Consider the following 12,701-nt stretch of genomic DNA (forward strand, 5'->3'; position numbering starts at 1 on the left):
CACCGCGAAGCGCGGCTCGCATTAGGGAAACCTACCCTAACTTTCTGCATTGGCGAAGAGTCTGTTCGCCGGCCCGACGACTACGGGCGTCGCGCATCCGTCGGGCAAGGCGGTGCCCGCGCCCAGGTTTCATGCGGCAAGGAGGCTGTTCGCACTACGGGTGCATCGGGCCGAAAAGCGCTGAGTGGCCTTCGTCACATTGAGGTGTGTTGTCCAACATCGTGAGACGTTCCAGGCGGATCCAGCTGACGAGTTCAGGACACTTCGTGCGGGGCCCCGAGGCAAAATTCCGCACAGATCGTCCGGAACTCGGGAGATTCACCGCCCGAGTCCCCTCATGAAGTAAGCCGCAGCCTCCGCGCGAACGCGGAAGCTGCGGCTTCTCATCGACCAGAGACCCCTCCTTCGGGGGACCTCACTACCTCACTTCACGACGTAGTTCGGGGCCTCAACGGTCATCTGGATATCGTGCGGGTGGCTTTCCTTCAGCCCAGCCGTGGTCAGACGGACGAATTTGCCCTTGGCCTTGAGCTCGTCGACGGTGCGGGCGCCGACGTAGAACATCGTCTGGCGCAGACCTCCGGTGAGCTGGTGGGCGACCTGCTTGAGGTGACCGCGATAGGCGACGCGACCTTCGATGCCCTCGGGGATGAGGTCGGTGTCGGTGGCGATATCGGCCTGGAAGTAGCGGTCCTTCGAATACGACTTGCCCTTGCGCGGAGCCATCGCGCCCAGCGAGCCCATGCCTCGGTAGGCCTTGTACTGCTTGCCGTTGACGAAGATGAGTTCGCCCGGCGACTCGTTGCATCCGGCCAGCAGGGAGCCGAGCATGACGGTGTCGGCACCGGCGACCAGCGCCTTGCCGATGTCACCGGAGTACTGGAGTCCGCCGTCGGCGATGACCGGGACGCCGGCGGCTCGGGCGGCCTGAGCGGCGAGGTGGACGGCGGTGACCTGCGGGACGCCGACACCTGCGACGACGCGGGTGGTGCAGATCGATCCGGGTCCCACGCCGACCTTGACGGCGTCGACTCCGGCCTCGACGAGCGCCTGTGCGCCTTCCTTCGTGGCAACGTTTCCGCCGATGATCTGCACGGCGGAGAACGCCGGATCGGACTTGACCTTCTTGATCATGTCGGTGACTCCGCGGGCGTGACCATTGGCGGTGTCGACGACGAGGACGTCGGCTCCCGCCTCGGCGAGCAGTCCTGCACGTTCGTAGGCGTCGCCGTAGAATCCGACGGCGGCACCGACTCGCAGGCGCCCCTCGTCGTCCTTGGTGGCCAGCGGGTATTCCTCGGTCTTGACGAAGTCCTTGACGGTGATGAGGCCCTGGATGACGTTGTTGTCATCGACGAGGGGCAGCTTCTCGACTTTGTGTTCGGCAAGCAGCTCGAAGGCCTTCTCGGCGGCCACGCCGACGGGGGCAGTGACCAGCGGCATCTTCGTCATGGTCTCGGCAACGGTGCGCGTGGGGAACTCGCTGCGGGTGACGAAGCGCAGGTCGCGGTTGGTCACGATGCCCACGAGCACATTGTTCTCATCGACGACGGGCAGTCCGGAGATGCGGTACTTGCCGCAGATCTCGTCGAGCTCTTCCAGCGTCTTGTCAGCGGTGATCGTCAGCGGGTCGTTGATCATGCCCGATTCGGAGCGCTTGACGTAATCGACCTGGTTCGCCTGATCCTCGGCGGAGAGGTTGCGGTGGATGATGCCCAGGCCGCCGATGCGGGCCATGGCGATCGCCATCCGGGATTCGGTCACGGTGTCCATCGCCGCGGAGACGAGCGGAATGTTGAGCTCGATCTCCTTGGTCAGCCGGGAGGCCGTGGAGGCTTCGGAAGGGATGACATCGGTGTCGCCTGGCAGGAGGAGGACATCGTCATACGTGAGTCCCGTCAGCGAGAACGGATCGTTTGCGGCCTGTGATTCCTGCTCAGGGATTCCCATGAAGACAGCCTTTCGACGCGAAGATACGGTGGCTCAATGCTATCGGAGCGCGACAGTCGACCGCTATGGGTTCAAGTACCGAGCACTGTGAGACTGACTACACGGGGAAAGCTGTCGGATTCGTGCGGGAATCCTTCACCGAGGCGGCTCATCGTCAATCCCTCACCGAAGCGGGTGGCCGCCGCCCCATCCTCACCGAAGATCTACCGCCCCTCCCCCACGGACCGTGCAAGGTCGAGGGTCGATGCTTCGGAGTCGTCGAGGTGGATGCGCAGCAGTCCTTCGGCGCCCTGCCGGTCCCCGGATTTCATCTTCTCGAGGATGTCCCGGTGCGGGTTCGCCCAGTGCGAGTGGTATTTGCCGGGTTCGGGCGAGCGCGAGAACGTCGTCGACAGCCGAGCCATGAGGTTGAGGTAGAACTCGTCGAGAAGTGGTGAACCGAGGAGGCCGACGATCGCGCGGTGGAACGATGCCGAGTGTTCCTGCGCATCGGCCCAGGTTTCGTTCTTCGGTGCGGTTTCGGCCCGGACCACGGAGGCTTCGACGGCGGCCATCGCCTCGTCGGTGGCGTCCTGCGATTCCTGGACGGCGCGGATCTCGAAGACCCGGCGGGCACGGTAGAGGTCCTTGAGCTCGTCGATGCCGAAGGTGGAGACGAAGAAGCCCCGGTTGGGTTCCTGGGTGAGCAGCCCGGCGTGGCGCAGCAGGCTCAGCGATTCGCGGGCGGTGTTGCGCGAAACGTTGAACTCCTTGGCCAAGGCACCATCGCGGACCGGACTTCCCGCCGGGTATTCACCGTCGGTGATGCGGGTGCGGACAAGGGCGACGATCGCCTCTGACGTGCAGCCGGGGGAATGTGGACTCATACCACCAGGCTACCGTGTCCCCGCCGGCCGTGGGCGAACTTCGCCGCCGACTCTGCCTGAGTCGACCGCTCAGGACGCAGCGACGGCACCCGGGTCGAGGCTCAGACGCGAGCTGAAATGGCGCGGGCACCCCGTCAGCGGATCGTCGAATGCGATCTCCGCGGCCAACAGCTGCAGCGGCGACGAGAAGTCGTACGGATCCGGGGCAAGATCGACCGGATAGACCGGATCACCGAGGATGGGCAGCCCGAGCGCGTTCATGTGCACCCGCAACTGGTGCGTCTTGCCCGTGACCGGCGCAAGTTCGTACTCGGCAACCCCTCCCCGAGGCGGCCCTTCGTCTCCGTCTCCCGCCCATTCGGACGGTGCATGGTCACCTCCCCCTCGCCGAGGCGGCCCAGCGCCATCCGTATCCACTCGAGTCCTACTGGGGCTGAGTCCCCGTGCTCCGATGGTGCGCACGAGGCGGATCCGACTGACCGCGTTCGGCTCCCCTGCGACTTCGAGCACTTGGCGTCCGCCGACCGGTTTGACCAAACGTGATTCGCGGATGACAGGAAACTCCATGTCTGCCGGTGGCGCCGACGCCAGGGCTCGGTAGGTCTTGTGGACCCTGCGGTCTTGGAACAGACGCTGGTAGCGGCCGCGCGTCTCGGGCCGTTTCGACAGGACCAGCAGACCGGCGGTGATCCGGTCGAGGCGGTGGATGGCGACGAGGTCGGGCTGGTCGAGATCGACACGCAGCCGGGTGACGACGCATTCGCGCACGAAGCATCCGTTCGGGGTGCTGGCGAGGAAATGAGGTTTGTCGACGACGATCAGGTCCTCGTCCTCGAACACGATCCCGACGTCGAAGGGGATCCGCTCTTCGGGTGGGACCGGACGGTGGAAGAAGTAGAACCCGCCGGGAATGACCGGATCGTCCCAGGTCACCGTGCGCCCCGCCTCGTCGCACATGTCCCCATCGGTCAGCAGCGCCTGTCGGGACTCGGGGGCCGCCTCGGGGAATTCGGTCTCCAGCCAGTCCCCGATCGAGTCGGGAACGGGCAGGTGGTTCTTCGCGTGGGTGGCCTTGCCACCGGGAGCGCGCAGAGCGGTCGCCGAGATTCCCTCTCGAGGCGGGAGCGGACTGCGGGGCATGGGGCCAAGTCTATGCGGTGCCACCATCGTCCCCAGTCGATGCGGCGCCACCATCGGCACGGTCGCGGAGGCACGGTCGCGGAAGCTCTGGCGTGGAAGCACTGGCGCGGAACCGCACGAAATCTGCCGGATACCGCAGATCGGCCGCGGTTTCCGCAAAACTCCGAGACGCCTTCGAATTCCCGCCGACTGAGCACCTATGGTGGGACACATGGACCGCATCGAACTCACGCAGGATGTCCTCTGCGAGAAGGTCGTCACTCCGATCGTTCTCGCGATGTTCGCCGATCACGAGTGGGACAGCATCGCGATGCTCCGCGATTCCGACGATGAGCGTCGGCTCTTCGCGCGGATCGTCGTCGCCGGGGAGGCCGTTGAAGTCCTCCTCGACTACCCCGGCAATGATGAGAGCCTCTATGACATGCAGGAGCGCCTGGTCGCGGAGTTCCGGTCATTCATCGAAACCTCTGAGTTCGGCGCGCGACGCGCCCCGGAGTGGGAGGCCGATTCATTCGCCTTCGAGCACAAACCTGCCGTCGTCACCCGCACTCCGCGACCGGATTTCGACGGACCGCCGGACTGCGTTCAGCGTCGCCTGCGCAACCGCGGAAGGGTCATGCGCATCGACCGCCGCCGCTGCGTCTCCGCTCACCGCCGCGACTGAGCAACCGCCCCGCTGCACCCTGCCCCCACCGCACTCGGCTGCGCGCCGGAGGCCCCGCGTCGCGGCACAGTTTGAGTTGAATAGCCCAGTTTCAAACATGGGCTGTTCAACTCACACTGTGCTTTCAGCGACAGGGCATCCCGCTCACGCCCGCTCGACGAGGAAGTCGATGTCGACGCCGTCGGGCAGGGCACCGTATTCGCGGCCTCGATCGGCACCGAGGCGGGCCGCCGCAAAACTCGATGCCACTTCAGCTGGCGCGGATTCGAAGAGGATCGCCGCCTGCATGAGCAGCGCCATCTTCTCCACGAGAACTCGGCCTCGCCCCTGCAGGGCCGCCTGCGCCGCCGCATCCCCGGAATCCAGATCCTGCACCGCTGACTGCAGCGACCGCGCCAACGATTCGTAGGCTGCATCGAAGTCCGCGTGCTTGCCCAAGCCGGTCTCGAGGAAGCCGAGGAACGACTTGGCACTTCGCGGCTCACGGGCCAAGGCACGCAGCACGTCGAGGACGATGACGTTTCCGGAGCCTTCCCACACCGCCATCACCGGCTGCTCCCGGTAGCGGCGGGCCAGTGGGAACGCTTCGGTGTAGCCGTTGCCGCCGAGGCACTCGAGTGCTTCGTACGCGTGTTCTGGACCGCGTTTGCAGATCCAGTATTTCCCGACGGCCGTGGCCAGACGCCGGAAGTCGGCCGCCTCGGCGCTGTCGTCGTCATAGGCGGCCGCCAGGTGCAGTGCCGTGTAGGTGGCCGCTTCGGTTTCGAGCTCGAGGTCGGCGATGACCGCGCGCATGAGCGGCTGGTCGATGAGCGTGGTGCCGAAGGCCGCACGCCCGCGGGCGTGCCAGGCCGCCTCGGCCACACTTTGGCGCATCCCCGCGGCCGAACCGAGGACGCAGTCGAGCCGGGTCTGGGCGACCATCTCGATGATCGTGCGCACTCCCCTGCCCGGCTCACCCAGCAGCCACCCGTGCGTGGCGTCGAACTCGACTTCCGAGGAGGCATTGGATCTGTTCCCGAGCTTGTCCTTGAGCCGCTGGATCCGCACCGAATTGAGGTCACCGCCGGACAGCACTCGGGGCACGACGAAGCAGCTCGGTCCCTCATCGAGTTGGGCGATGACGAGGAAGGCGTCGGACTGCGGAGCCGAACAGAACCATTTGTGGCCGGTGAGGAGGTAGTGGTCTCCGGACGGAACCGCGTAGGTGGTGTTTGCGCGGATGTCCGATCCGCCCTGCTTCTCCGTCATCGCCATGCCGAAGGTCACTGCGGTCTTCGCCGCCGGGTCGATCCGCCGCGGATCAAAGTCGGCAGCGGTGGCGCGCGGGACCCAGAAATCGGCGAGCGCGGAGTCGGCGCGCAGGGACGGCACGACCGCGTGCGTCATCGACACCGGGCAGGCGTGGCCGGGTTCGATCTGGGAGAAGAGCATGAACCGCACGGCTCGTTCGACGTTCGCCCCCGGCCCGGGGTGCGTCCAGGCGTAGGAGTGGGCTTCCGCATCGAGCGCATCGCCGATGATCCGATGGTAGGCCGGGTGGAACTCGATCTCGTCGACGCGGTTGCCCCAGTCGTCGTGGGTGCGCAGCACCGGCCCGTGGACGTTGGCCAGGCGCGCGTCATTGATGAAGTCGGCGCTGCCGACGAGCGCTCCGATGCGGTCGAGCTCGTCATGCGCGGCATCCGGCGCATAGTGGGCGAGCGCATCCTTCAGGGCCGTGTTCAGCGTGAATTCGTTGATATCTCGCCGAGGCGGCGCCTGGTTGAACACCGTATGCGTCGTCCGCGGGGTGGTGGGTTCCGCCGCAGGTTCTGCGGAGCGCGCGACTTCAGGGTTCGCTTTCGTTGACGCGGTGTCGGGCGTCGCGGTCATGGTTCTCCTAATGCGGATCGGGTGAACGTGGTCAGTGCCTTGATGAGGGTCTCGATCTCTGCGGAGCTCGGATTCGGGGTGGCCGGATCGAGGATGTCGACGAGGTTCTCTCCCACGCTTCCGACGATCGACCGAGCAACCACCTCGGCGGGGATCGTCGTACCGCCCACCCGGCCAAGGGCTTCCCCGATGACGGCGACGTATCCTCGGCGCAGCCGCAGCCGTTCGCTCTGCACGGGTTCGGGGACCTCTTCAAGCAGCAGCGCGTGGGCGAGCCTGCGCCCGGCCACGGCTCGGCGGACGAAGACTTCGACGGTCGATTCCGCGACCTCGGCGGCAGTGGATGCTTCGTCGACGGTGCCGGCGATGACGTCGAGTTCGTGGCCGGCGGCCTGGTCGAAGACCAGCCGCAGCAGCTCATCACGGTTGCTGAAATACGTGTAGATCGATCCGGCGCTGCAGGCAGCTTCGGCGGCGACCGCGGCCACGCTCGCCGAGGCGAATCCTCCGCGAGCGATGACATGTCGAGCGGCACGTTCGATCTCGGCCCGGCGTGCCTCGGCGTTGGCCCGAGTGCGCTGGGTTGCGCGGTACGCCATCCTCACCTCGGATCGTCGAAGGGCTCACTTCCCCAAAGAAATGAATCGTGGTTCAATTGTTTTCAGTATGGCACTCGTCACAGGGAGAAGCAATGAAGCTCGGAACCATGCTCGACACCACCGTTCTGCGGCACCCGGACAAGGAGGCTCTGGTCTTCGAGGATCAGCGCCTCACCTACACCGAGCTGCGGCACCGGGCACTCAAGGCAGCCCAGGTGCTCGCCGACAACGGCGTCGGCTCCGGCGATGTCGTGGCCATCATGACCTTCAATGTCCCGGGGTTCGTCTTCGCCGCCTTCGGTGCGTGGTACCTCGGCGCGACTGTCGTGCCGGTCAACCACAAGTTCCAAACTCCGGAGGTCGAATACACGATCGAGCACTCGGGAGCGAGGCTCGGCATCGTCAGCACCGAACTCGCCGAGATCGCGCGGGCCGGAGCACCGGACATCACCTGGCTGGAGACCGAACCCAACACCCCGGGCAGCTTCGACGTGCAGCTCGATGCCGCCGCAGAGGCCGAACCCGGCGACTTCACCGATGAACAGGTCGCGCAGATCCTCTACACCTCGGGCACGACGAGCTCACCGAAGGGCTGCGTGCATTCGCATCGCAACATCTTCCAGGTCGGCACGCTCATCAACCTCAATATGGGCTACCGCAGCGACGACCGGTACCTCATCTGCATGCCGATCTGGCATTCGGCTCCGCTGAATATCGCCCTCATCCCGACGATCCAGATGGGTGGGACCGTCGTCCTCCAGCGGGCGTATCACCCGGTGGAGTCGATGCAGATCATCGCAGCGGAGCAGATCACGACGTTCTTCGGACCCACTGTCGCCTATGTCGCGCCGATCATGACCGCGAAGAAGCTCGGCTTCGATTTCGCCGACTACGACTTCTCGTCCATTCGCCGGTGGAACTACGGCGGCGCTCCGATCGACCGCGCGACGGCGGCCATGCTCATCGAGGCCTACGGGACGAACCAGTTCTACAACCTCTTCGGCATGTCCGAGATGGGTCCGACCGGCTGCCTTCTCGGGCCCGAGGATCAGCTGAGCAAGGCGGGATCCGTCGGCCGGCACGCCATGGTCGGCAACGCCATGCGCGTGGTCACGGCCGACGGCGCCGAGGCGGGCCCCGGTCAGACCGGCGAGATCTGGTTCGCCGGTGACACCCGGATGCGCGAATACCTCGGCAATCCCCAAGCCACCGAGGCGGCCTTCGAGGGTGAGTGGTACAAGACCGGTGATCTCGCCCGGCTCGACGAGGACGGGTATCTCTTCATCGTCGATCGATCGAAAGACGTCATCATCGTCGGCGGTGAGAACGTGTTCTCCCTCGAGGTCGAGGAGGCCATCATCGCTCACGACCGGGTCGCCGATGTCGCTGTCGTGGCGAAGCCGGATCCGCAGTGGGGCGAGCAGGTCGTCGCCTTCATCACGACCACCGATGGCGAGGACTTCTCCGTCGATGAGCTGCGCGACTTCCTCTCCGATAAGCTCGCGCGCTACAAGCTCCCGCGCGAGATCTTCACCATCGACGAGCTGCCGCGCAACCCGTCGGGCAAACTGCTCAAGCACAGGCTGCGCAGTCAGGTGGCCGCCGGCTGAGGCACGTCCGTCTGTGTCTGCATTGACAGCCGCAGTCCGGCTGTCGGCAGGGGAATCAGCTGGTTGTCAGTCGGCAGCGGAGACTTCGCGCGGCCGTCGCCAGACGAGGACGGCGACGACGCCTGTCAGAATGACGGCAGTCAGGGCGAACGGCACCGGCAGGAGCGGGTCCAAGAGCACCACGACGCCGGCCGCCGGCACGACGGTGTTGACGATGGGATCCGCGTGCCGCCGGATCGCGAGCAGCCAGATGCCGAAGACGAAGACAGCGAGCGGGACCGTGTAGGCGAATGATGCCCACGGCTGGTGCAGTTCGCTGTGTCCGGTGAGGACATCGATCTCCACTTCGATGCCGGCGGAGAACGCACCGGCGGCCGCGAAGATGAAGTAGTGCCCGTAGCCATAGGCCAGCGACCGGGACAAGCTGCCGATCACGCGATGATGGGGCGGCCAGAAGTAGATCCACCACAGGGCTGCGGTCGCGATGAGCACGAGGACGGCGACCCAGATGAGCGAACCGAGCTCCTCGGTGTCGTGGAGTGCCTCGATGATCGCATTGGCGGAGCCGAGCAGGCTCTCTCCGAGCACGATCAGAGTGAACAGACCATACCGCTCGGTGATGTGATGAGGATGCCAGGGAGTGGTCCCCGTGCGTTCGGCGACGATCGGCACGGCGAGCTCTGCGACGATGAGCACGACGAGCGCGAAGGTGAACATCGAGCCAGGCAGCATCAGGGAGGCGAGCCACAGGACCTGCACGACAGCGATCCCGCCCGCGTAGATGAGGGTGGCACGGCGTGCCGCGCCCGCCGAACGGGAGGCACGCAGCCATTGGGCCACGAGCGCGAGGCGCATGACGACGTAGGCGTAGATCAGTACGGAGAAGTCGTGGTCCTCAAAGGCGGGTCCGATGCCGGAGGCAAGCACCAGCACTCCGCCCATCTGCGCGATGGTGAGCACTCGGTACAGCCAGTCGTCGACGTCGAAAGAGGTGGCGAACCAGGTGAAGTTCATCCAGGCCCACCAGATCCCGAAGAACACGATGGCGTAGTTGACGATCCCGTCGACCGTATGGCCCTCGGTGAGGGCGTGGTGCAGTGACACGGCGGCGGTGCTCACCGCGACAACGAACACGAGGTCGAAGAACAGCTCCAACGTCGAGGCGGTACGACCTTCCTCCGACGGGTCGCGGGGCGTCATCGGCACGAGACGAAAACGGGTCTGAGCGGTCATGATCGGGGCCTTCTGCGCATGTCAGAGTCCCGAAGGCTTGAGTCTGAGCCTCCGGGACACTGTCCGTTGACGGGGCTTGTCAGTCTACGGGGACGACTTCGAGGGTATTGCGACGCACCGGCTCGGTCGACATCGTCACCGAGTACTTGCTGTCGGCATATTTCTTCAGGAACGAATCGTCGACGGCCTGGTTCGTCTCCTCGTCCTCGGAGTCGACAGGCACGAACCGGACGTCCTTCTCGACGCCTCCGGCGGAGATCCGACCGCGACCGGTCTCCAGGGCAGGGCCGTACCATTTGCCCTGTGTGCCGTTGAAGGAGCGGATGAAGATCCGCTCTCCCACGGGTACCGACCAGATGTCGACGTTCTTCGGTGTTGTGCCGTCCGGGAGGGTTGCCCCGACGGTGAAATAGGTCTCTGCGTTGATGCGGTTGAGTTCGTCTTCGGTCCATGCAGCCATTGTCTCGGCCAACCTTTCGTTTGTGGAGGTCCGCTGCCTCCGCACCTGTGGCGCGGGACAGCGGCTATTCTTTGATTCGGGGTCGTGGTCCTCAGAGTTCAGAGGGCCCAGGTTCGGAATCCTTCGGTCTCAGAGCTTGCTCAGAGCTTGTCGGTGAAGAAGGGTCCGAGCTTGCTCACAGCCTCGGCGACTTCCTTCTCTCCGTCGTAGAGCTCCATATGATTCGCGCCCTCGACGACGTGGAAGGCCTTGTCAGCACTCGCTGCGCGCTCGTAGAGGTCGTCGCTCATCCACTTCGAGCCGGCCTCGCTGCCCGCGATGACCAGCAGCGGCTGGGTGAGGAAGGCCTCAGATTTGTGGAACGCATCGTAGGTGATGATCTGCGAGAGGCTCCGTGCGGTCATGAAGCCCGGAGCGTTCGGGTGCTCACAGCGAGGAGTGTGGTAGTACTCCCACGCCTGACGCAGCTCCTCGTTCGGAGCGTCTTCCTCCTTCATCGGGGCCAGCGGGAACGGGTTGTCTTGGCCGGCGGCGTCGGTGGTGCGCGCATCCGACCCCATCTTCAGCAGCGGGAAGGCGTCGGCATCGGCGACGTCGTTGGTCCACCCGTTGCGGAACATCTGACCGATGTTGACCAGGCTGACCGTGCCCACTGCTTTGATGCGCGGGTCGTTGATCGCGGCGTTCGCGGTGTAGCCGGCACCGGCGCAGATGCCCATTCCGCCGATCCGCTCGTTGTCGACGTAATCGAGTCCTGTCAGGTAGTCGACCACGGCGGACACATCCTCGGTGCGGATGTGCGGGTTCTCCAGCTGGCGCGGCTCACCGGTGCTCGCGCCCTGGAAGGACGCATCGTAGGCGACGGTGACGAAGCCGAACTCCGCTAATTTGCCCGCGTAGAGCCCGGCGGTCTGCTCCTTGACGCCGCCGCCCGGATGGGAGACGACGATCGCCGGGTACTGCTTCGAGGCGTCGAATTCCGGCGGGAAGTTGATCACGGCCGACAGTGTGGTGCCGTAGCCGTTGCGGGTTGTGATGTCGATGTTCTCGCTCATGGTTCTCTCCTTGGTCGGTTGCTTGCGGGGCTCGGTTGTTGTTACCGCTCGGCTCTGCGAACAGTGAGCACTCGGGTGTGATCGTGCGCTTACAGGTGGGTGCCGAAGAACTCAGTTGCGGCCTCGATGGCCTTGCCTGTGGGTTCCGGCTGGTCGTAGAGGTCGTAATGGGACGTGTCCGGCAGCACGAGCAGCTGTTTGTCCGTCGACGCCGCACGACCGTAGATCTCCTGCCCATCACGGTAGGCACCGAACCCGCCGGGCTTGTCGCCGATGACGACGAGCAGCGGCTGGGTGAGCAGCTGTTCGGCATCGAAGAACGCGTCCCAGCCGACCGCCGCCGAACGCCGCGAGAACGCTGCGCTTGTGGCCCCGCCCGGTGACTGCCCGCGATCAGTCTTGTAGTAATCGGTGGCCTCGAGCATGTCGATGTCGTCGATGCCTGCCTGCTTTCCCGCCTCGACGGATTCGGGCAGGTAGTCATCGACACGGGTCGTCTCGCCGCGGGCCTCGGCGGTGCGCTGCGCAGCCATCTGCTCCAAAGCAGCGATCGGGTCGTACTGGCTGAAGGCCTCACGGCTGAGCCGGCCGAAGTTCACTCCGGTGATGGAGGTGACGGCTTTGATGCGGCGATCGGTCATGGTTGCGCTGATGACATACCCGCCACCGCCGCACACACCGATTCCGCCGATCCGGTCGGCATCGACGTAGGGAAGTGTGACAAGGTGGTCGATCGCCACCTTGATGTCTTCGACTCGCTGCGCGGGATCCTCGACGAGTCGCGGCTGCCCGCCGCTCTCGCCCTGGTAGCTGGCGTCGAAGGCCAGCACCACATACCCGGCCTCGGCCAGAGCCTTTGCGTACACAGTCCCGGCTGTCTGCTCCTTGCAGCTGCCGATGGGATGCACGCTGACGATCGCCGGATACGACCCGTCCGGGTCGAATCCCTTTGGGCGGTGAATGACGCCTGCCAGGTCCCAGGCCATTCCCGGAGAACGAAAGCTCACGCGCTCCGTACCTTCAGTCATCGGTTCCTCCAAGCTCGGTCGTGGTCGTGTTCGTCGAGAGATCGGATCGGTCCCCGCTCTCTTCGACACCACCCATACTTCTTCGGTCTGCCTGTTCGCGGTAGGTTCTGTCAGAACCCCCTTCGCCGATCGTGCGCAGCCCTTCTTCGATCGGGCGCCTCCCGTTCGAACGGGAGCCTCCCGTTCGGAGGTTCTCGGAGAACCTGGCTCCCGTCGATGAC

11 protein-coding genes are annotated in these 12,701 nt (G+C 65.2%); 2 read left to right on the forward strand and 9 right to left on the reverse strand.

The annotated features are described in order from the left end of the window. Positions 1-423 precede the first annotated feature (423 nt). From guaB to HF684_RS14075, 3 genes are all read right to left on the reverse strand, one after another. The gene (gene guaB, locus HF684_RS14065; RefSeq protein ID WP_169252965.1) at positions 424-1,950 is read right to left on the reverse strand and encodes an IMP dehydrogenase; all 1,527 of its coding nucleotides are present in this window, start codon (positions 1,948-1,950) and stop codon (positions 424-426) included. A 203-nt stretch (positions 1,951-2,153) separates the two neighbouring features. Further along, on the reverse strand, positions 2,154-2,816 hold the full coding sequence (locus HF684_RS14070) for a GntR family transcriptional regulator (protein ID WP_169252966.1): 663 nt from the start codon (positions 2,814-2,816) through the stop codon (positions 2,154-2,156). Between the two features lie 69 nt (positions 2,817-2,885). Then, a complete protein-coding gene (locus HF684_RS14075; protein ID WP_169252967.1) occupies positions 2,886-3,956 on the reverse strand; it encodes a pseudouridine synthase in 1,071 nt (356 codons plus the stop codon). Positions 3,957-4,167: 211 nt separating this feature from the next. Here HF684_RS14075 and HF684_RS14080 point away from each other — a divergent pair, with 211 nt between their 5' ends. Continuing rightward, complete coding sequence (locus HF684_RS14080) at positions 4,168-4,620, forward strand: hypothetical protein (protein ID WP_169252968.1); 453 nt, start codon at positions 4,168-4,170, stop codon at positions 4,618-4,620. A gap of 144 nt (positions 4,621-4,764) precedes the next feature. On the opposite strand, the gene HF684_RS14085 is transcribed toward HF684_RS14080, so the two are convergent. Further along, positions 4,765-6,495, reverse strand: coding sequence for an acyl-CoA dehydrogenase family protein (locus HF684_RS14085; RefSeq protein WP_169252969.1), 1,731 nt, complete (start codon positions 6,493-6,495; stop codon positions 4,765-4,767). After that, entirely contained in the window at positions 6,492-7,094 is a 603-nt protein-coding gene (locus tag HF684_RS14090) for a TetR/AcrR family transcriptional regulator (RefSeq protein WP_169252970.1), read from the reverse strand. The genes HF684_RS14085 and HF684_RS14090 overlap by 4 nt, the downstream gene beginning before the upstream one ends. 92 nt (positions 7,095-7,186) lie before the next feature. On the opposite strand from HF684_RS14090, the gene HF684_RS14095 reads away from it, so the two are divergent. Further along, positions 7,187-8,704 (forward strand): AMP-binding protein, encoded by a 1,518-nt coding sequence (locus HF684_RS14095; protein ID WP_169252971.1) that lies wholly within the window; start codon positions 7,187-7,189, stop codon positions 8,702-8,704. A gap of 66 nt (positions 8,705-8,770) precedes the next feature. Here the strand turns inward: HF684_RS14095 and HF684_RS14100 are convergent, their stop codons facing one another. The 4 genes from HF684_RS14100 to HF684_RS14115 form a co-directional block, all read right to left on the reverse strand. Continuing rightward, complete coding sequence (locus tag HF684_RS14100) at positions 8,771-9,937, reverse strand: low temperature requirement protein A (RefSeq protein ID WP_211168002.1); 1,167 nt, start codon at positions 9,935-9,937, stop codon at positions 8,771-8,773. A 79-nt stretch (positions 9,938-10,016) separates the two neighbouring features. Next, positions 10,017-10,397, reverse strand: a complete 381-nt coding sequence (locus tag HF684_RS14105) for a DUF2255 family protein (protein ID WP_169252972.1) — start codon at positions 10,395-10,397, stop codon at positions 10,017-10,019. 140 nt (positions 10,398-10,537) lie between these two features. After that, a complete protein-coding gene (locus HF684_RS14110; RefSeq protein ID WP_169252973.1) occupies positions 10,538-11,452 on the reverse strand; it encodes an alpha/beta hydrolase in 915 nt (304 codons plus the stop codon). Positions 11,453-11,541: 89 nt separating this feature from the next. Then, positions 11,542-12,480 (reverse strand): alpha/beta hydrolase, encoded by a 939-nt coding sequence (locus HF684_RS14115; protein ID WP_169252974.1) that lies wholly within the window; start codon positions 12,478-12,480, stop codon positions 11,542-11,544. Positions 12,481-12,701: the final 221 nt, after the last annotated feature.

It is taken from the genome of Brevibacterium sp. 'Marine' (assembly GCF_012844365.1).
GTDB lineage: Bacteria > Actinomycetota > Actinomycetes > Actinomycetales > Brevibacteriaceae > Brevibacterium.